The organism is Thermatribacter velox (assembly GCF_038396615.1).
Lineage (GTDB): Bacteria > Atribacterota > Atribacteria > Atribacterales > Thermatribacteraceae > Thermatribacter > Thermatribacter velox.
The window spans coordinates 444,631-464,638 of sequence record NZ_CP121689.1; the positions used below are offsets into that span (position 1 = coordinate 444,631).

Consider the following 20,008-nt stretch of genomic DNA (forward strand, 5'->3'; position numbering starts at 1 on the left):
ATTGAGCGAGGCTCTTAGGCTAGTTTTTACTCCGTCTCCCCATATCAAAGACGCAACGACTGTTCCCTGGATTATGAAGCAGGTTTTTCTGGCACTTCTCCCTGCAGCGATATGGGGCATTTACTTTTTTGGTCCTGCTTATGCTTTCTGGCCTTTACTTTTGTCTATTTTAAGCTGCGTCGGGTTTGAGGCCCTGGACTGCTGGCTTTTCAAAAGGCCTCTCTCCATATTTGATGGGAGTGCTCTGGTTACTGGCATGCTTTTGGGGCTTTCTCTTCCCCCGGGCTGTCCCTTCTGGATCCCCATTGTGGGTGGAGGAGCGGCCATTTTGCTTGGAAAGCAGGTATTTGGGGGATTGGGACAGAATATATTTAATCCTGCACTGGTAGGTAGGGCGGTATTACTGGTTTCCTGGCCTCAGGCTATGACTACCTGGGTTGCCAAAACTCCTTTTGCCTTCCCCAATCTGGAACAAGGAGCAATGAACCTGGCTTCGGGAGTTGACGTGGTTACCACTCCTACACCCCTTGGTATTTCTAAAATGTTTGGTTACAGCACCTTAAAGCAACTGGATCCACATATACTGTGGCGTTTGTTTGTGGGTCTGGTTCCAGGATCTATTGGGGAAATTTCTGCCTTGCTTTTGCTGGCTGGATTTTTTTACCTTCTGTGGAGGGGTATTGTAAGCTGGGATATCCCAGTTTTCTTTTTTGTCGGTTTGACATTGGTAGCCTTCCTGGGGGGTGAAAATCCCCTTTATCACCTTCTTGCTGGTGGTGCAGTTATGGGTGCTTGTTTTAAAGCAACTGATTATGTAACTACTCCGATGACTCAGAATATGCGTTATCTTTTTGGTTTCGGGGCAGGTGCGATTACTGCTCTGATACGCATCGCAGGAGGGTATCCCGAAGGTGTAACTTTTGGTATTCTGGCCATGAATGCTCTGGTTCCCCTTATGGACCGCCATCAACCCAGAAGATTTGGGGTGAAGCCGAGATGAAAGACATTTTGAAGGTGGCATCGGTACTGGCTCTGGTTTGTGTAATAGCTGCGGTATCTTTGGCAGCGGTGAACGAGGTTACTCAAAAAGAAATTTTGCGAAGGGCTCAAGAAGAACTCAAAGAAGCTTTAGGAGCAGTTTTTCCGAGTGCTGATACTTTTCAAAAAATCGAAGTGACCCTTCCTGAAGAACCAGAAAGCAAAGACTTCTCCATTTTAGAGCTTTATCAGGCTTTTTCTGGAGATAAAGAAGTAGGTCATGTTTTCAAAGTTGAAAGCAGCGGATATGGAGGCCCCATTCTTTTGCTTATAGGCATTTCCACGGTGGATAATACAATTACTGGCATCCAGGTCCTGGAACACCAGGAAACCCCGGGTTTGGGTTCTAATATTGCGGAACCCGAATTTCTTGGACAATTTGTTGGAAAATCGATTGACGATCCTTTCAAGCTTAATCAAGATGTAAAAGCCATAACCGGGGCTACTATTTCTTCACGAGCCATGGTTCGAGCTTGCTTTGGAGTTATTGATTACTTGAAAGGGGGTAGCTCCCGTTGAGTAACAAGACAAGCCTTTTTTATGTTTTCAAAAATGGTATTGTTGGAGAAAATCCTATTCTGCGCTTGATGATCGGTTTGTGTTCAGTGCTTGCGGTTTCAGTTAAGGTGGAAAACTGTCTGGCTATGGGAGCAGCCGTGATTTTCGTTACCACCTGTTCCAGTATGGTAATTTCTTTGATTCGCCGTTTTGTGCCCAGTCAGGTTCGCATTCCCATTTTTATCGTGGTAATATCCACCTTTACCACTATAGTGGACCTGGTTATGAAAGCTTATCTCCCACCGCTTTCCAAGGCGCTGGGTATCTTTATACCTTTGATTGTTGTGAACTGCATGATTATGGGGAGAGCAGAAGCTTTTGCTTCCCGAAACTCTCTTTTGCCCTCCATTGTGGATGCACTGGGTATGGGAGTAGGTTTTACCTTGATAATTACCGCCATTGGGGTGGCCAGAGAGCTTTTCGGTTACGGACAACTCCTCTCAATTCCTGTTTTACCAGCGACTTATCAGGGTATGATGGTAATGATTTTGCCACCAGGAGCGTTTCTGGTAATTGGTATCTATATTGCTCTTTTGAACCGCTTTGCAAGGGGGAATAAGTGATGGATGCAGGACTGCTTACGTTGCTTAAGATATTTTTGAGTGCTGCGTTTGTTGACAACATAATCCTGGCCCGCTATATAGGCCTCTGCCCCTATATCGGCATGTCTTCGAGTGTGGCGAACTCGCTGGGGATGGGTATGGCTGTTACTTTTGTAATGGTACTTGCTTCTCTGGTTACCTGGGTGCTCTGGAATTTTATCCTGGTTCCCCTACATCTTGAATATTTAAGGATTATGGTGTTCATTCTGGTTATTGCTACTTTGGTGCAGCTTGTGGAAATAATTCTCAAGAAGAACCTACCCAATCTTTATCGGGCTATGGGTATTTACCTCCCCCTTATTACCACTAACTGTGCTATTTTGGCGGTTACCTTTTTTGGGGTTGACTATGGTTACGGGCCTTTACAGGTGGCTATTTACAGTATCGGTGTAGCGTTGGGATTCACGGTAGCACTACTTTTGCTGGCTGGAATCCGGGAAAAATTGCAGTTTAGCAAAGTGCCTGGGTTTTGGAAAGGGTATCCCATAGTTTTTATTTCAACCTGTCTCCTGGCACTGGTTTTTGTGGGTTTTAAAGGTCTTATTAAGTGAGGAGGCTTTGAAAATGGGCATAGCCTTGCCTGGAATTGTGGTCGGTGTGTTAGGGCTTCTTTTTGGTTTGATGCTGGGGTGGTTTGCAAAAAAGTTTGCTGTGGAAGTTAATCCTCTGGCTCAGAGAATCGAGGAAATTCTACCCGGTGCTAACTGTGGAGCTTGTGGATATCCTGGTTGCAGTGGCCTTGCTAAAGCCATTGCTCTGGGCAATGCTCCCGTTAATGCCTGCCCAGTGGGAGGAGCAAGAGTGTGGCTGGAGATTTCCAAGCTGGTAGGAGCAAGTGTTTCGGAAATTAAACCTCAGAGAGCATTGCTTCTTTGCCAGGGAGGTAGGGGCACGGCTCAGGAGTTTGCTGAGTATCATGGTATCGAGGATTGCAGAGCAGTTGCAGTTCTGGGTCTTTCTCCCAAGGCTTGCCCTTTCGGATGTCTGGGTTATGGCACTTGTGAACGGGTGTGTCCCTTTGGAGCTATTGTGATTGATAAGGAAGAAAAACTTCCAGTTATCGACTGGCAAAAATGCACCGGGTGTGGTAAGTGTGTGCGCGAGTGCCCGCGCAATGTTCTGGGGCTGGTTTCCCAGGAAGACCAGGTAGTGGTTGCCTGCACTTCTTTGCAAGGAGCAAAAGAAGTGCGAGCGGTTTGTAAAAAAGGTTGTATTAAGTGTCAGCTCTGTGTAAGGACCTGTCCGGTAGGGGCAATAAGCTTTAAAGAGGGTAGGATAGTAATTGACCACGAAAAGTGCACTCTGTGCGGTGCGTGTGTGGAAAAATGTCCTACCAAGTGCATTGTTTTCGTTTCACGCAGCAAGTGTGTCGCTTTTTCGGATTTAAAGTCGATTGGTGAGCCTACAGGAGTTAAGGGGTAGTTTCGTTTTATGGACAAAAGCGGATATTTGCTGGGTATTGATGTTGGAACCACAAACACCAAAGTTGCTATTTATGACGCCGAGGGAAAGAGGTTGGCGTTCGGTTCTTTTCGAACACCACTTGTTGCAAGTCCTTATGGTGAAAATTATCGTCCAGAGGAAATTTTTAGGTCTCTTATTGGGACCATTAAGAGTTTCGATGCGACCTTGCGAAAGGAAATTGTTGCATTGAGTGTTTCGAGTTTTGCTGAAGTAATGGTTGGCATTGATGCCCGGGGGAAAGTGGTTGGAGATTGTATTCCCTGGTACGACACTCGGACTGAGGAACAATTTGAAAAGATGCGCAACCTGCTGGATCCACAGCATGTTTACCAGATTACAGGTCTTCTCCCCCAGAACAAGTATTCTTTTTACAAGTTGTTCTGGCACAAAGAAAAAGAGCCTGAACGTTTTGAAAAAACCGCTCTTTGGACTTCGATGTCGGGGTATATCCTGTACGCTTTTTCTGGTGAGTGTTCTTTTGATTATTCTTTGGCTTCGCGCACCATGTTTTTTGATCAGAGAAAACTCGCCTGGTGGGAAGAAGGGCTTTCTATGCTGGATTTGCCCGTATCCAAATTGGCTCCTCTTTGTCCTTCGGGCAAGGCTATAGGAGTAGTGAAGAATGATGTGGCAAGAGAACTGGGTTTTTCCGATAAGGTGGTGGTGGTTACTGGTGGTCATGACCATCTCTGTGCAGCGCTGGCCTGTGGAGTTTTTGAAGAGGGCAGGGCACTCATTTCTACTGGAACCACCGAATCCCTGACTATGATTCCTTCCACTATTCCTCGGGTAGAAGTTTCTGAATTCAGCAAACCTTTTTCCTGGGGTCAGCACGTGGTTTTTCCAAGGTTGTATGCCATGAACGGCATTTACAGCGGCGGTTACGCTGTTGACTGGTTGCTTAAAATAACTGGTAAAGATTATTCTTTATTTGAGGTTCTTCCTTTACCACCACGAGATAACATTCCTCTTTTTCTACCTTATCTTTTAGGTGCCCATTATCCCGGTGCTCGGGCGGCATTCCTGGGTTTAAGTGGAGACGCAGGCCTTGAAGAACTCTTTTGTGGGCTGGTGCTGGGAATTTGTTTTGAGTATCGCAAATTGTGGGAAGGCATGGAAACAGAACTAAAGATAAAAGCAGAGGAAGCAAGCAACGTGGGTGGAGGTACTCGTAACAGTTTCTGGATGCAACTGAAGGCTGATGTTTTAAACAGAGAAATTGCCGTTCCTGAGGATACAGAGGGAAGTCTGAAAGGGGCCGCTTTGCTTGCAGGTTTGGGAAGCGGTTTTTATAAAAGTGTCGACGAGGCTTATCGGAAAACTTTTCGAGTAAAGCGGAAGTATTATCCTCGCCAGGAGTTTTTGGGTTGGTTTGACAGTTACTATAGTTTGTATGTTGAGCTGGAGCGAGATATGTTTTCCCTGAATCAGAAAATACTTCGTAAGGGTGAGTTTCGAAATGGATGAGCGAGTGGGCGTGGTTGGTATTGTAATCACCGACAGAAAACGACAGGCTGGCAATGTTAACCGAATTTTGAGTGAGTTTGGAGATATTGTGGTGGGTAGAATGGGGATTCCCTATCGGGAGCACAACATCTCGGTCATTGCTTTAATTGTTAATGGGAATACTGACCAGATTGGAGCTTTGACTGGGAAACTGGGGAACATTCCTGGGGTAAAAGTCAAATCGGCCCTGGTGCCTTTTGTGATTAATGATTGAGGTGATGCCTGAATGCCTGTCTGTCATAAGAGTCCCACTGTGTTGTTTGACAGATTGTATCTTTGCGGTTTGAGTGGTTGGGAAAGACTGGTTGAGGAAGGTGTGGAAGTCTTGGTTCCTCTGGATCACCTGCCAGGGGGTGTTTGGGAGCTGGGTTTCCGAGGAGAAATCATATATATTCCCATTCTCGATGGGTACATTCTTCCCGAAGATGTTCTGGAACGCTATGTTAGTATGCTAATTGAAAAACTTGAAGAGGGTAAAAAAGTAGGCATTTTTTGTATTGGTGGACATGGGCGCACGGGTTACCTTGCTGGAGCGCTACTTTATGCCTGGCGCGATATAAAAGATCCCATTGGTTACCTTCGCAAAAACTACTGTCAGTATGCTGTGGAAACCAACATCCAAGTTGAAGCTCTTGTGCGCTATACGGGGGAAGCTGGGTTAAGCAAATACCTGAGGTGAGTAAAGGTTTGTGTGATTATAACGCTACGCCTTTTTTCTTGAGATAATGGAAGTTATGATGAGGCCGGCACCAATTCCTCCAAGAAGAGAACCGACGAAAGCATGGCTATTTCCTCCGAGAAAGAAAAAGCCAATGCCTAATCCAAGCAAGGTACCTCCTCCGATTGCCCAGGTGCTTTTATCTTCTGTTTTGTTTTCCACGCTTTTAGTCTCCCTTTTCTGATTTATTTTTCAAAAATTATGTTTCCAAGCAGTGTTGGTGTAGCGTATAAACCGGGTACAGGCGAGAAAACACTGAATTCGTCTTTTTCCGGTTCGTTGCGGCAGAAGTTGGCTCCCCAAATTTCTCCTTTTTCCGGCCTTTTGCCGAGCTCCTGGAAAGGAAGAGCTATCTCGATATAGAGGGTATCGTTGGAATCTTTGTGGACGGCCACTTTCCAGTTGCCATTGAATCTACTTCCAGTAAGTGAAAAAGAATCATAGACAGTACCGTTATAGTTTATTGCAATCTGGTACCAGATGCCAGAATTGGCAAAGGGGTCAATAAAAATCTCTACCGAAGGCTCATAAAATACCGGGCTATCATGTTCCCTGAAACGAGACTGGGTGGGAGTAAGCAGCTCGAGCTTGAAGGCACAGTAAAGATTTTCTTTGTCGTAGAGCAAGGCGAAAGAGGTTGAATATCGGGAGGGTTCTCCAGTTATAGTGATAAAGTTGTTTTGCCAGTCGGCTCTTTTCCAGCTGGTTTCGCTCAATATACCATCGACGGTGACGGCTTCCTGAGTGAAGAATACGTGTGCCGAGCGATGGTTAACCTGGTAGAAGGAGAGGGGCAGAAAGGCTTTCGTTGGAGAACAATTGCCGGAGAGAAATTCCTGGGTAAGCGCATGCAAAGTTTCTTTGGAGAGGTAAGGGTAAGCAAAAATTACTATTCCTGTAAGAGGGTAACAGTAACATAGAGCTCGTTTGATCTCTTCAAGAATAGTTTCTGTTTTCTGGTTGAAAGCCCATACACCTGCCGCAAAAGGTGTTTCCTCAAGAAAGGTTCCTACCCAGTGGACCATGCCCTCAAATTCCCTGGGCCTTGAAGTGTAGGTCATGGCAACCAGAAAATCAAAGAGTTTTTCTTTGCCCCAGGTAGGCCAATCCTGTAAAGCTCCGGGGTACAACCCCAGGGGGAAGCCAAGGGGTTTTATGGCACAGGAAAGAAGCAATGCAGGGAAACGATTCTTTAAGTTGCTGGTTAGGTAGCGTACAAATTCCGTGAGCTGTTCGGTGCGGAATTGAATCCACTGCTTGTATGCTGTTGGGTTTTCCAGAGGGGAAAGCGTTATGGGGTCAAGGCCGTAACTTGCAAAAAAACTCTGGCGGTGCGCTTGGGCATAACAAGTGTCTGCAAGGGTGAATTCGGGAAAGCGGCAATAGTCGAAATGAATACCATCAACGGGATATTTTTCAGCTATTTCTGAAAAAAGATTGAGATAGAAATCCCATATTTCCTTCTCCATGGGACAAAGCCAGAAAAAGAAGTGGTTACCACTTTGATAACCTGGTTTTCCCTCTTTACTCACCACTGCCCAGTGGGGATAAAGATTGAGTATTTCTCCGGCTTCATCCAGACTTATATAAAAGATGTGTACCCAGGCATGAACTTGCATGGAGCGTTTATGAGCTTCGCTCAAAAAGACTTCTAAGGGGTCGTATCCAGCCTCTGCAAAAAGCTTTTGTTGTTTGGGCAGTCCCAGAGAAGCCAGGAAGGAGGAAGGGTATATGGTTTCTCCATGGTAAAAAGATTCCAGGAAAATGGCGTTGAAGCCGACATGGTACAATTGGTCAACCATAGTTGTAATTTCTTCTGGTGTGCGCGGGATGCTTTTTGTGTCTACCCAGACTCCACGCAGATTTTGCGCCGAGGCGAGAGCGCCTAACGACAAGGCAACTCCACAGATTAAAAAGAGCGTCATAACTCTTTTTAGCATGCATTTATTATGGCAGAGCATGCACCTGATGACAATAGTGTTTTGGTAGCTAACTGTTGCAGCTTCGAGGAAGCAACCAGTCTTTCCGTCAGGTGATTCTGGGATTTTGCAATCGATATCAAAAATTTTTGGGGAGCAAACGGATTGACGGTCTGAGAACAGTCACTTACAATAGGCTTTGATAGAGTGTTTGGAGAGGGAGAGGTAAAATTTTTTTGAGGGCTCATTTTGGTTTTGGGTGGTAACGAGGAGATAAAATTAAATCAATTTCGTTACTTTGAAGTGTTACACATTGCACCTTAAGGTAAGGAGGAATTTCCATGTTAAACTCGATTAAAGTGTTTCGGGGAGAAAAAAGGTTTGTGGAGGATTTCCCCAAAATAGGCATTCGTCCGGTTGTTGACGGGCGTTACGGTGGAGTCAGAGAATCGCTGGAAGGGCAGACCATGCGACTTGCCCGGCTGGTGGCAGAGTTTTTGGAACAACACCTCTTTCTGCCTAATGGGGAGCGGGTGAAGTGTATTCTACCGGATTGTTGCATTGGTGGTGTTGCTGAAGCAAGAATGGTGGATGAGTTTTTCCACAGAGAAGGGGTTGGGGTTTCGATAACGGTCACTCCCTGCTGGTGCTATGGTTCGGAGACCATGGATATGTCAAGGGAGCTACCCAAAGCAGTGTGGGGTTTTAACGGGACTGAACGCCCCGGTGCGGTGTATCTTGCCGCAGTTTCTGCAGCTCACAATCAAAAAGGGTTACCTATTTTTAAGATTTATGGTCAAGACGTGCAGGATAAGGATGACAATTTTATTCCTGAAGATGTGCAGGAAAAGCTTCTTAAATTTGCTCGAGGAGCACTCGCTGTATCCATAATGAAAAACAAGTCCTATCTTGCCATAGGAAGTGTTTCTATGGGTATTGCTGGTTCCATAGTGGATGCAGACTTTTTTGAGGACTACCTTGGTATGCGAGTTGAGTATGTGGACATGACCGAAGTTTTACGGCGAATTGAGGAAAAGATTTATGATGAGGAGGAGCTGGAGCGAGCCCTTGTCTGGGTAAGGAAGTATTGTAAAGAAGGCATGGATCCCAATCCTCCTGAAAAAAGGGTGAGTGCTGAAGTTAAAGAAAAAGTATGGCGTTTTGTGGTTTCTATGGCAATCATAGTCAGGGATTTAATGGTAGGAAATCCGAAGCTTAAGGAAAAAGGATTTCCCGAAGAAAGTCTGGGTCACAATGCCATTATTGCCGGTTTTCAGGGTCAGCGACACTGGACGGACCACTTTCCCAATGGAGATTTTATGGAAGCTATTTTAAATTCTTCTTTTGATTGGAACGGTTTGCGAGAACCCTATATTGTAGCTACTGAAAATGATTGTCTCAATGCGGTTAGCATGCTTTTTGGCCATCTTCTTACTAACACTGCTCAGATTTTTGCAGATGTACGGACCTATTGGAGCCCCCGGGCTATTGAGCGAGTCAGTGGCTGGAAACCGGAAGGCTTGGCAAGTGAGGGCATTATTCATCTCATCAACTCTGGAGCAGCAGCTCTCGATGGGACTGGAGAAGAAGAACTTAACGGAAAACCTGCCATAAAGCCTTTCTGGGAAATTACTCCAGAAGAGGTTGAAAAGTGTCTTGAAGCCACTCGTTTTTGCTATGCCAATCTGGGTTATTTCAGAGGAGGGGGATTCTCCAGCCAGTTTACGACCAGGGGTGGTATGCCAGTAACCATTTCCCGCATTAATCTGGTTAAAGGTTTGGGACCGGTACTCCAGATAGCCGAAGGTTATACTGTGGAGCTGCCTCCTCAGGTTCACAAGATTCTTAACGAAAGAACTGACCCCACCTGGCCCACCACCTGGTTTGTGCCCAAGCTTACCGGGAAGGGCGCCTTTCGAAGTGTCTACTCGGTAATGGAAAACTGGGGAGCTAACCACTGTTCAATCTGTTATGGACATGTGGGAGACCTCTTTCTGGTTCTTGCTTCGATGCTGCGTATTCCAGTGAATATGCACAATGTGGAGGAAGAGCGTATTTTCCGGCCCAGCGTGTGGAGTGCTTTTGGTACTGAAGACCTGGAAGGTGCTGACTTTAGGGCCTGTAAGACACTGGGACCACTTTATAAAAAATAGTTTAGCTTTTGCTGGTAAAAGGGGAACCTCGTCAGGGTTCCCCTTTTGATTCTCTTTTGCCGTTTTTAGCACCACTTTTGCTGCTTTGGGGTTATAGCCTTTCCAAGGTAGACAGAGCTTGCGAAGTTATTCTAAGCTCATTCACATAAACCAGAAGCAGTGCTAACGTTGGGACACTTGGGCGCTGTGTTTTTGTAGATAATGTTATCGCGGTAAGAAATATTGCCGCTAAGGTAAATTCCTCCCCCTGCACTCCCTGCCTGATTATATTGAATGGTGTTTTGGTAAATGTCACCCCCGCTACAGGTGGATGCGTAAATTCCTCCTCCATAGTTCGTCGCCTGATTATTTTCTATGACATTAGCTGTAATGGTGCAGTTGTTCGCTTCACTACTTACATAAATGCCGCCGCCATTATCTGCCTGGTTATTCAAGATACGGTTATTCTTAATTGTACAGTTTTCGCCAGCTACATACACGGCACTTGAAGAAAAATCTTGGATGGTGAAGCCCTCAATGGTAGCTCCACTTTGAAGGATTATCCCGGGTGAGGTGTTGTTACCGTCTATGATGGTTGCATCTTGTCCGCCGGTGCTTTTGAGAATTACTTCTTCGGGCACTGTTATCCCATTTTCATAGTAAATGCCCGGACTTACCTCTAAAGTATCTTTAGCCTGGGCACTGGATGTGGCTTCACTTATTTCCCTGTGGTAGACCCCTTGAGTGACGTTTTTTACGGGAGGGGTGGTGAAGCTGGCAGTTACTTCAGCATCGCTGGCCACTTCATAGGAAATAGAGGAATTGTTGTTTCCTGTGTTCCAGTTTTGGAAATTGCCGGCAAGGTCTTGCGCTTCAATGTTGATGATTTTCCCTTCGGGATAGTACTGGATGGTTTGGGTTTCAATTTCCCCATCTAAAACTTTTACGCCATCGACAAAGATGCTTCCGACATTTGTCCCATCATTGGGGCTGATTTTAAAGGCTATTACGCGAGTGGGTGTTAAGACTGCCTGAATGGTTGTGTTATTAAAGACCGTGAAGGTTAAGAAAGGATTTGCTGAATGATCGATACCATTGACCACCCACTTTAGAAATGAATGATCAGTCCCGGGAATGGTTTGCAAGTCAAGCGTTGCCCCGACAGGGAGCAACAAATCTTGGTTAGTAACTACACGGCCAGAAGCAATAATTTCTCCGGGACCTTCTACGGTAAAATTAACGCTGCACGCTTCGAAGTAAACTTGGGAACCAACACTTCCCCCAGTGTGGTTGTTAGTGGAAAGAATATTAAAATCTGTGTAGCTGGGATTGGACCAACCAGCGGGAGGAGCGTAAAAGGTTCTATCCCAGGGAATGCCATCACTTATAATAGTGCTCTCTTTGTCTGCATATATACCACCACCTAAACCTGACTGATTATTCTGGATGATATTTTTCAAATTTGGATCGCTACTTCCAATAATCGGGAAAGCTTTAACGATACAAATACCACCACCGTAAATAGTGGATGTGTTTGCTTCTATGATATTACCAAGAAAAGAAGGAGAGCCGTCTTCAATGTATATCCCGCCACCGCAGGCGGCGCTGTTTTTCTGAATTCGGTTTTTCTTAAGCACTGGAGAAGAGCCTTTTATAAAAATACCTCCACCACAAGATAAACCGGGATTCGGGGAAGGAATGTTACCTGAGCCATTCCGGATGGTGAAACCCCAAAGCACCGCTTCACTGCTTTCGCCGCTTTGGAAAGTTACTACACTTCCCTTGTTTCCTCCATCGATGATGGTCTCAGCCACCACCTGGGGATCGTCGGGATTTGTACTTTGCAGGACAATATTTTTACCCTTAAAATTGATATTTTCTCTGTAGATTCCCGTTGAAGCTATGATAGTATCGCCACTTTGGGCTTCGTCGATTGCATCCTGGAGTTTGAAATAATATTTGTTCTGAGTAACATTCCGTATAGGAGTAAGAAAAGAGGAAGCTTCAACCGTAGTTTGCGGATTCGGGAAAAGGGCCTTTGCCAATTCTCTCACAAGCTGCAGCACTCTTCCATCGTTTACGGGGTTTCCGCCATCTACGACAATTTCCCAAATTCTTTCTAATAACTCGTCGAACCGGGCTATTTTTTTAATGGATTCGGCGTTAACGCTTTGAAAATCGTAACCTTCTCTGGCGGTTTCCAGGAGCACCAAAGTAATCGCCGTGGAGCTAATACCGGTCAGATCAAGATTGTAGATTGTGTTTTCCCGAATGGGGGGAGAAAAGTCAAGAAGCTCAAGGTTGTTCTTTGTAGCCCGGATCAGGTAGGGGCCACCAGGAGGGACGTAGAGAACATAATGCCCTTCCCGGTCGCTTTCTGTTTTTGCAATAACCCTTTCACTTTCAGGCTCCAGCGCTTGTACTATGGCACCGGAAATCGGGTATCCTTTAGTAATTTCTCTCTTGATGTCTTCAACGAATACTTTTCCCCGAAGGATGGGAACTTGAGGCGAAGTAGTAAACGAACAGCTTGAAAGAAAATTTAAAAGGACCAGGAAAAGAAAAAGCAGCGTCCAGTGCACTTTGTGCAAACAGGCTCAGCCCCTTTCTGAAAGATAAATTTTTTCAATTATAAAAGATGCTTAAAGGGGGTGTAAAGGTTAATCAGTGCGTTGTTCCCGGTTTTTGAGGTTGAAGGAACCAGTTTTTGTCCTTAACCTAGACGGCACTTTTGTGTTTATTTTCTGTGACTTTTGTCTGTGCTATAATTTACCTTGCCTGGTTTTGATTTTTTCTGACAAAGGGGAGACATTTTGGAGAGCTATTTCTGGGATAGTTTTCTGGAGAGAGTATATCAAGAAGTCGATGATTCAAGCATTAGATCGATAAGTCTTTTGTGTCGTTTGCTTGATGGCCGTTTGGAAGTTGTTTCCACTTTTTTGCAAGATAAAGGCATTGATCCTCTCTTTAGAGGCGTTAGAATCAGTCCTCCTCTTAGTAAAGAAAAAGTTAATCCTGAAAACGCGGTTCTTGTTTTGCCTATTGCTCCAGAACTGGCACACCTCACTTATTTCGCTGGCGTTTCCGAGGCTGGCAATAGGTTTTTGCTGATTGTCCTTTCCTTTGGTCCTATGGTAGTAGCCGCCGTTGCAGAAAAGGATATTTCTACAAAGTTGACCGAAGTACTTCAGAAGATAGCTTCTTCTAACGAAATGCTGAGGAAAGAACGTTTTAGGCTATATGAACAGTTGAACCACCGGTTAGTGCTTGATTCCTTTCTTTTTAGTCTGGTTACTTTGCTTCAGGCTGTTGAGCCCTACACCTACTACCACTCTCTGCGGGTAGCTGCTTTTGCTCAAAGTGTAGCTTTAGGAATGAACCTTTCGCTGGAGATTCAAGAAACCTTAAGAGTAGCCGGGCTCGTTCATGATTTGGGCAAGCTCTTCGTTCCTCGGGAAATTCTTCTGAAACCCGGAAGACTTACTAGGGAGGAACTTGAGGAAGTCAAACGGCATGTTTCCTATCTGGATAGAATTTTTTTGGGAAATACTTTTATGGAAGATTACCTCCACATAGCTCGTTTGCATCATGAGCGCCTCGACGGAAGTGGCTATCTTGGACTGAAAGAAGAAGAGATACCCTTTGAAGCGAGAATTCTTGCTGTGTGTGATGTTTTCGATGCTCTTTTGCATCATCGCCCTTACCGGAGGGCTTATTCTTTTGAAGAAGCGGTAAAAGAAATAAACGCTATGGGTAAAGCAGGGAAACTCGATGCTAAGGTGATTGAAAAAGCTTTGTTGAGTGTTCCTGAGTACTACTTGAGAAAAAGAAAAGAAGAAGGGTTGCCCCTTTTTCCAGGTATAGAAGTTTCGGTACGTCGTATCAGGGGTGGTGAAAGCTTTGAGAAAGAGATTTACCCTGGAAGAGTTGTGGAAGTGGAGCGAGACAAAATAATTCTTGCTTTTGATTCTCCACCCTCTCTTTCATCTGAAGAAAGCGTGCTTATTTCCTGGGACCTTTTTTACTCAGCTTTTGAGCTTACTGCTCGCCTTATTTTGGTAGAGGGTCGTCATTTTACTTTTTTGGTTAAAAGAACCGAAGAGCGACGTAGGGCTTTCGCTTTGCCCTGGAATTTGCAGATTCATTTCATGAAGTTTGAGCCGGGGCAGTCGGGAGAGCTTGTTCGCTTGCTTATGCAGAATTTGAAAAATCTTCATCAAGGAGAAACAGAAATTATTGGTGGGGATCGCATGACCTTTTTGACTGATAGCTCTTCTTTACAGGTGGGAGATAATCTGGTTGTACTTTTTGAGGCCTATGGAGAACGATTTATTGTTCCTGCCAGGGTCGTTAAGGTGGAAAATCTTGGTTTTGTGCAGAGGGTGCATCTTGAGGACTTTGCTCTTCCTCAGCGCGAAGTAGATCGTATTTACGGTATCCTTTTCCGCAGGGAAGCGGAAATTCGATTTAGAGTAAGTAAGACATCCTTGGTTAATACGAGTTGAGATTGTCTTGCGAAATTTTTAAAGCTGGCAATTCTTCTGTGAAAGAAATCAAATTGTTTACTGCTTGGGCGCTGTAGAACCGAGGAGGGATAAGATTTGGACGTCTCAAGAGTTGTGATTCCAGGCATTGAGAACATTAAGTTGCCTTGTGTGGCTAAGATACGGCAAAAAATTCCCAGGGGTGATATTAGCAGCGTTTCACAGGTTGTGAGGGAAGAAATTCGAAAACTTAGAGTCAAGGACAAAATCAGCAAAGGCAAAAAAATCGCGATTACTGCTGGGAGCAGGGGCATTGACAGGATTGCAGAAGTTATAAAAGCAATAGTTGACGAAGTTAAGCACCTGGGAGGAGAGCCTTTTATTGTTCCTGCCATGGGAAGCCACGGTGGTGGAGAAGCCCAGACCCAGAAAGAGATACTTGCAGGATATGGGATAACCGAGCAGAGCGTCGGTGCACCGGTAATTTCGTCTATGGAAGTGGTGAAGCTTGGAGAAACGGAGGAAGGTATTCCTGTTTATATCGATAAAAACGCTTTCTCCGCCGACGGCATTATTGTCGTCAACAGAGTTAAGGTTCACACTGACTTTGCTGGAGAAGTCGAGAGCGGTTTGATGAAAATGATGGTCATCGGATTGGGGAAACATGAAGGAGCTTCGGCAATCCATGAGCTTGGTTTTGAGAGGTTTAGAGAAGTTATTCCTAAAGTGGGGGCGGAAATACTGCGCAAAGCCCCTATCCTTTTTGGTATTGCTCTGGTTGAAAACGCTTACCACAGGCTATGCAAAATTCAGGCTGTTGAGCCTGAGGATTTTTATAAGGCAGAAAAGGAACTGCTGAAAGAATATAAGCGTAAAATGCCCCAAATACCCTTTACGAGTGTTGATATTCTGGTGGTGGATGAAATTGGCAAAGATATAAGTGGCAGCGGGATGGATACCAACGTCATTGGTCGTGCAAAAGGCATTGACAGGGATATCAAAATAATAATTGCACTGGACCTTACCGAAAAGACCCATGGCAACGCCTGTGGCATTGGTTTTGCCGATCTTACCACCAGAAAGCTATTTGATAAAATCGATTTCAATGCTACCTACACCAATATTCTGACTTCGGGTACTCTGAAAGGAGGATTTTTGCCCATAGTTTTGGAAAACGATGAGCAGGCAATTAAAGCTGCTATGAAATTGGTTAAAAAGAATGAGAAGGAGGTAAGGCTGGTTAGAATTAAAAATACGCTGGAGATAATTGAGATGGAGGTATCGGAGAAGCTCTTTTATGAAGCTTCTTGTAATCCAGATATAGAAATTGTCGGTGAGTTAAGAGCAATGAAGACAGACGGGAAAGGGAATTTACTCGACTATCCTTACCAGGCTTGAGGTTAAAAAAGAGTGAGTATTTTGCTAAATGCTAAAAGCACAAAGTTGCCAGAAGGAAGGCCCTGGCGTGGTAGTGGTGCTTGGATGAAGACGAATGGCCTTCCTTCTGGCATTTGTGTTGTTCCAACCTACATGGACATGATCGAGCCAAGCTTCTTGAGTTTATCGCTGCTGAAAGTAGGAAACATCCATAATTTCGCTATCACAGCCGGTGAACCCTCCATCTACCATTAATACTGCTCCGGTTATAAAGGAAGCCTGTTCCGAAGCCAAAAATACAACTACTGGACCTAATTCTTCAGGTTCCCCGATTCTACCCAGCGGTGTTCTTCTGGTTACCATTTCCATCCAGCGAGGGTTTTCCCACAACACTCGGGTTTGTTCTGTGCGAAACCAGCCTGGTGCCAGAACGTTTACTGTTATGCCATATTTCCCCCATTCGGCTGCAAGGCTGCGAGTGAGTTGAACGATGCCTCCACGACTTGCGCAGTAAGGGTTCATATTAGGAAAGCCGAAGACAGTGGTGGCTGAACCTATGTTTATTATTCTTCCCCATTTTTGCTTCATCATATAGGGAGCCACTTTTTGGGAACAAAAGAAAACGCTTTTGAGATTGGTATTGATAACTCTGTCCCAGTCCTCTTCAGAGAGGCTCAGTGCCGGCTTGCGAATATTCATTCCAGCGTTGTTTACCAGAATGTCAATGCGGCCGAATTCGCGGATGACTGTTTCTACCATTTGGCTGATGCTTTCTGTGGAAGTTACATCAAGCTGGCAAGGCAGAGCTTTGCTACCGTATTGTTCTATGATATTGCAGGTTTCTTCAAGACTTTTAGGGTTCCTGCTGGTAACCACTAAGTTTGCCCCTGCCTGGGCGAGGGCTATTGCCATTGCTTTTCCAAGGCCTCTGCTGCTGCCGGTTACGATTGCAACTTTTCCCGACAGGTCAAAAAAATAAGCCATTTTCTCACCTCTATGGGTTTTGTTGGTTTGCTGGGTTACTACGACTTGCCTGAGAGGGCAAGTTTGCCGTTACCGATGGCTACACATTCTTGAACGTTTTTAAATACGAAGTCAGGAAATACTCTTTTTTTGAATTCCAGAAAGGCTTCGTTTACCATTCCACCAGTAAGGGCTACTTCTTCCTTAAACTTTACCTGGTTGCGGTAGATGGAGAGAACCAAGTTGATGGGTTCAAATATACCAAAGAGAAGCGCACAGAGCATTTCCTCTCTGGTCGTATCCAGGGTGAGGTTTGAAAAACGAGCTCTGCGCTGGTTAATGCTGTGTCGGTCTCCGGCGAGATAGGGATAGAAATGCACCCTTGGTTTACTGGCTCTTTTGACTACTTCTGGGAAGTATTTTTCATAAAATTCTTCACGAGACATTTCCCGATAGAATTCTCTGCGGAACCACTCCAGAGCACCTCCGCCCACGGTAATGGCTAAGAGGAGCCATCTGTTCCGGACAGCGTGTGTCCTCAAGTATACTTTCTCATGGGGTAGGGGCTTTTCAAGTGTGACGGTTATTATTTCATTACTTCCAGAGATGTTCAATATCTGTCCTTCTTCTGTGGCACCAGCTCCAAGCGCAGCAGTAGCGGTGTCGTTAGCACCCATCAGAACAGGTATTCCTTCTCGCAGGCCCAGGAACCTGGCGGCTTCTTTTTTCAGTCCTCCGGTGATTTGATTTGAGTCAGCTATTTCAGGAAGCTTTGAGGCATCAATATCTAAGCCTTTGCATAGCTCCTTTGACCAGCCTCCCCACTTAAGAGTTTCATAAAGCCCGGTGAAGGAGGCATGAGTTGGGTCGATAAAGAACTTTCCGACCATGAATTTTTGTAAAAAAGTGTTGAAGTGGCCAAATACCTGGGTTTTTTGATAAAGCTCAGGATAGTTTTCTTTTATCCAGAGGATGCTGGTTAGTGAGATACCCCCAGGAAAAGGAAGGTTTCCATTTGTTTTCAAGAAGGTATCCTTACCAACTACCTGCAGGGCTTTTCTGGCCTGCTTGGTGCTTCGTCTATCGAGGTGCAGAATGGCTGGATAAAGAGGGTTGCCCTCTCTGTCCATCGCAATGAGTGAAGGGCAGAGAGTGTCGCAAACCACATACTCTATTTTATTCGTGTGCTCTTGGCCCAGAATTTCAACACCCTTCTTGAAAGCCTGAAGCAGTATTTCTGGAGCAATTTCTACTTCCTTGCCCTTTTTTACTTCGTAAGTATAGTTGGCCTTTACACTTTTAATCAGGTTTAGGTTGTAATCAAGAAGACTGATTTTTAGTGAAGAGGTGCCAAAATCGGCAGAAAGTATGTAGCTCACCCTATTTCTCCCTCCGATTGGTGTGGTTTTTGAAACGAAGCTGGTTTTTGCATTGCTGAAGCCTACCTTCCGAAAACCAGGTTGGGCAGGAAGGTCACAATTTGTGGGAAGACGGTTATAAGTACCAAAGCTCCAATCAGGGGTATGAAGAAAGGCAAGCAAGCTCTTGCTACCCGCAAGGTTGGCACGCCACTTATTTTGTTAAGGATAAACAGGTTGATACCAAAAGGAGGAGTCAAAAGTCCAATCATGAGGTTCAAAACCATCACCAGACCAAAGTGTACCGGGTCTATTCCCACTTTGAGAATTAAAGGGGTGAGAATGGGTACCAGAGTGCTTATTGCTGCAATAGTTTCCATAAAACAGCCAATGACCAGTAAGAAAATGTTGAGCATCATGAGTATAGCCAAGGGACTAGTGCTTACTCCAGTGAAGAATTCAAGTAGTGCGATGGGCGTCCTGCTCCTTATTAAGACCCATCCATAAAAGAGGGCACAGCTTATTATGAAAGTTATGGTTGCTGTTTCTCTGGCAGTTTCTTTCAGAATTCTCCACAAATCAGAAAGAGAAATTTCCCGATATACTATGCACCCCAGTACCAATGCATATACTACGGCTATTGCTGCGGCTTCGGTAGGAGTAAAAATACCACTTAAAATCCCCCCTATCAGGATGACCGGAGTCAAAATTGGACCGATTGCTTCCTTGAAAGCTTGGCGCAGTTCCGAAAGCGTAGCCTTTCGGCGACGAGGGCAATTTTTGCGCCTGGCGTAAAAGGCTACCATTAGCATTAGAGAAATCCCAACCACTATTCCCGGTATAATGCCTCCTATCAGGAGTCTTCCTATGGAGGTGGTGCTCAAAATGCCGTAAATAACCAGGGGGACGCTGGGTGGAATTATAGGCCCAATGGTGGAGCTCGCTCCAGTTATGGCGCAGCTGAAATCGTCGTCGTAACCTGCATCCCGCATGGCTTTTATTTCAACCAGGCCGAGTCCTGCGGTATCTGCAGCAGCAAGTCCTGACATGCCGGAAAATATCATGCTGGCTACTACATTGACCTGACCCAGTCCACCAGGTAGGTGGCCGACAAGCATTTCTGCAAATTTGAAAATCCTTCTGGTGATGCCCCCGGTGTTCATGAGCTTGCCAGCAAGCAGGAAAAAGGGTATGGCCAGGATTACAAAATTGTTGGCTCCATAGAGCAATCGCTGAGCCACAATACCAAAATTGACGGAACCACCCCAAAGGATTTGCATCAAGAATAACCCGGTAATGCCAAGAGCGAAAGCTACTGGTAGGCCGCTCATGAAAAGAGCTATGAGAATAATGACAAATAGCAAAAAGCCCATTTTAGCCACTCCTTTTTGCCCAATTAAGCGGATTTAATTTTCTTGATCAGTTCCAGAGCCCAATCTGCAAGGTAGATAAACATAAAAATGACCCCGGTAGGTAGAGCAAGGTATACCATACCCATGGTTAACCAGCCAATGGATCCTGTAGGTGTTTCCCAGGTAACCCTGATCATGGTAAGGCTCCCTAAAAAGGCAACAGCCAAAAATATGATCATAAGTGCTATGAAAATAAGTTCAATTAGACTTCGAGTTTTTTCGGATAAGCGTTCAAGGAGGGCAGGAATGCTAATATGCTCTCTGGTCCTTATGGCAATTGCTCCTCCCCAGAAAGTGATGTAAATCAAAAGGTATCTTGCTAACTCTTCTGTCCAGGGGACCGAGATACGCAAGGCGTAGCGGAAAAGAACTTGCGTTACCGCACTTAAAAGCATAAGGCTGAAACCAATGGTGGTGATAATATCGAGGACGGTGTCAAAAATGAACATTCCCGTTCTTCGTTTCCTGGTGACCATA

General features: G+C 45.1%; 18 protein-coding genes. 11 read left to right on the forward strand and 7 right to left on the reverse strand.

From position 1 onward, the window contains the following. Position 1: 1 nt before the first annotated feature. The 8 genes from QBE54_RS02155 (at position 2) to QBE54_RS02190 (ending at position 5,847) form a co-directional block, all read left to right on the forward strand. Positions 2-1,000 (forward strand): RnfABCDGE type electron transport complex subunit D, encoded by a 999-nt coding sequence (locus QBE54_RS02155; RefSeq protein WP_369018720.1) that lies wholly within the window; start codon positions 2-4, stop codon positions 998-1,000. Beyond that, complete coding sequence (locus tag QBE54_RS02160; protein WP_369018721.1) at positions 997-1,557, forward strand: RnfABCDGE type electron transport complex subunit G; 561 nt, start codon at positions 997-999, stop codon at positions 1,555-1,557. Before QBE54_RS02155 ends, QBE54_RS02160 begins: the two co-directional genes overlap by 4 nt. Before the next feature lie 68 nt (positions 1,558-1,625). Then, positions 1,626-2,159 (forward strand): electron transport complex subunit RsxE, encoded by a 534-nt coding sequence (gene rsxE, locus QBE54_RS02165; protein ID WP_369019376.1) that lies wholly within the window; start codon positions 1,626-1,628, stop codon positions 2,157-2,159. Further along, positions 2,159-2,749: an electron transport complex protein RnfA gene (locus tag QBE54_RS02170; RefSeq protein WP_369018722.1), complete on the forward strand. Its 591-nt coding sequence runs from the start codon at positions 2,159-2,161 to the stop codon at positions 2,747-2,749. The genes rsxE and QBE54_RS02170 overlap by 1 nt, the downstream gene beginning before the upstream one ends. A 13-nt stretch (positions 2,750-2,762) precedes the next feature. Beyond that, positions 2,763-3,620 carry an RnfABCDGE type electron transport complex subunit B gene (locus QBE54_RS02175; RefSeq protein WP_369018723.1) on the forward strand — a complete coding sequence of 286 codons (858 nt, stop codon included), beginning with the start codon at positions 2,763-2,765 and terminating at the stop codon, positions 3,618-3,620. Between the two features lie 9 nt (positions 3,621-3,629). Beyond that, positions 3,630-5,129, forward strand: a complete 1,500-nt coding sequence (locus tag QBE54_RS02180) for an L-fuculokinase (RefSeq protein ID WP_369018724.1) — start codon at positions 3,630-3,632, stop codon at positions 5,127-5,129. After that, the gene (locus QBE54_RS02185; RefSeq protein ID WP_369018725.1) at positions 5,122-5,382 is read left to right on the forward strand and encodes a TM1266 family iron-only hydrogenase system putative regulator; all 261 of its coding nucleotides are present in this window, start codon (positions 5,122-5,124) and stop codon (positions 5,380-5,382) included. Before QBE54_RS02180 ends, QBE54_RS02185 begins: the two co-directional genes overlap by 8 nt. Positions 5,383-5,424: 42 nt before the next feature. After that, a complete protein-coding gene (locus QBE54_RS02190) occupies positions 5,425-5,847 on the forward strand; it encodes a hypothetical protein (RefSeq protein WP_369018726.1) in 423 nt (140 codons plus the stop codon). Between the two features lie 24 nt (positions 5,848-5,871). Here the strand turns inward: QBE54_RS02190 and QBE54_RS02195 are convergent, their stop codons facing one another. Both QBE54_RS02195 and QBE54_RS02200 read right to left on the reverse strand, forming a co-directional pair. Beyond that, entirely contained in the window at positions 5,872-6,048 is a 177-nt protein-coding gene (locus tag QBE54_RS02195; protein ID WP_369018727.1) for a hypothetical protein, read from the reverse strand. Positions 6,049-6,071: 23 nt separating this feature from the next. Then, entirely contained in the window at positions 6,072-7,826 is a 1,755-nt protein-coding gene (locus QBE54_RS02200; RefSeq protein WP_369018728.1) for a family 10 glycosylhydrolase, read from the reverse strand. A 320-nt stretch (positions 7,827-8,146) separates the two neighbouring features. Between QBE54_RS02200 and QBE54_RS02205 the strand changes: the two genes are divergently transcribed. Beyond that, the gene (locus tag QBE54_RS02205; protein ID WP_369018729.1) at positions 8,147-9,958 is read left to right on the forward strand and encodes an L-fucose isomerase; all 1,812 of its coding nucleotides are present in this window, start codon (positions 8,147-8,149) and stop codon (positions 9,956-9,958) included. A gap of 137 nt (positions 9,959-10,095) precedes the next feature. Here the strand turns inward: QBE54_RS02205 and QBE54_RS02210 are convergent, their stop codons facing one another. After that, positions 10,096-12,519 carry a hypothetical protein gene (locus QBE54_RS02210; RefSeq protein WP_369019377.1) on the reverse strand — a complete coding sequence of 808 codons (2,424 nt, stop codon included), beginning with the start codon at positions 12,517-12,519 and terminating at the stop codon, positions 10,096-10,098. A gap of 231 nt (positions 12,520-12,750) precedes the next feature. Between QBE54_RS02210 and QBE54_RS02215 the strand changes: the two genes are divergently transcribed. Then, entirely contained in the window at positions 12,751-14,442 is a 1,692-nt protein-coding gene (locus QBE54_RS02215) for an HD-GYP domain-containing protein (protein WP_369018730.1), read from the forward strand. A 96-nt stretch (positions 14,443-14,538) separates the two neighbouring features. Further along, a complete protein-coding gene (locus tag QBE54_RS02220; RefSeq protein WP_369018731.1) occupies positions 14,539-15,819 on the forward strand; it encodes a lactate racemase domain-containing protein in 1,281 nt (426 codons plus the stop codon). 162 nt (positions 15,820-15,981) lie between these two features. Here the strand turns inward: QBE54_RS02220 and QBE54_RS02225 are convergent, their stop codons facing one another. The 4 genes from QBE54_RS02225 to QBE54_RS02240 form a co-directional block, all read right to left on the reverse strand. After that, positions 15,982-16,782: an SDR family NAD(P)-dependent oxidoreductase gene (locus tag QBE54_RS02225; RefSeq protein WP_369018732.1), complete on the reverse strand. Its 801-nt coding sequence runs from the start codon at positions 16,780-16,782 to the stop codon at positions 15,982-15,984. A gap of 38 nt (positions 16,783-16,820) precedes the next feature. Further along, positions 16,821-18,140: an FGGY-family carbohydrate kinase gene (locus QBE54_RS02230; RefSeq protein WP_369018733.1), complete on the reverse strand. Its 1,320-nt coding sequence runs from the start codon at positions 18,138-18,140 to the stop codon at positions 16,821-16,823. A 62-nt stretch (positions 18,141-18,202) separates the two neighbouring features. Continuing rightward, a complete protein-coding gene (locus QBE54_RS02235) occupies positions 18,203-19,492 on the reverse strand; it encodes a TRAP transporter large permease (RefSeq protein ID WP_369018734.1) in 1,290 nt (429 codons plus the stop codon). Positions 19,493-19,515: 23 nt separating this feature from the next. Further along, positions 19,516-20,007, reverse strand: a complete 492-nt coding sequence (locus QBE54_RS02240; protein ID WP_369018735.1) for a TRAP transporter small permease — start codon at positions 20,005-20,007, stop codon at positions 19,516-19,518. Position 20,008: the final 1 nt, after the last annotated feature.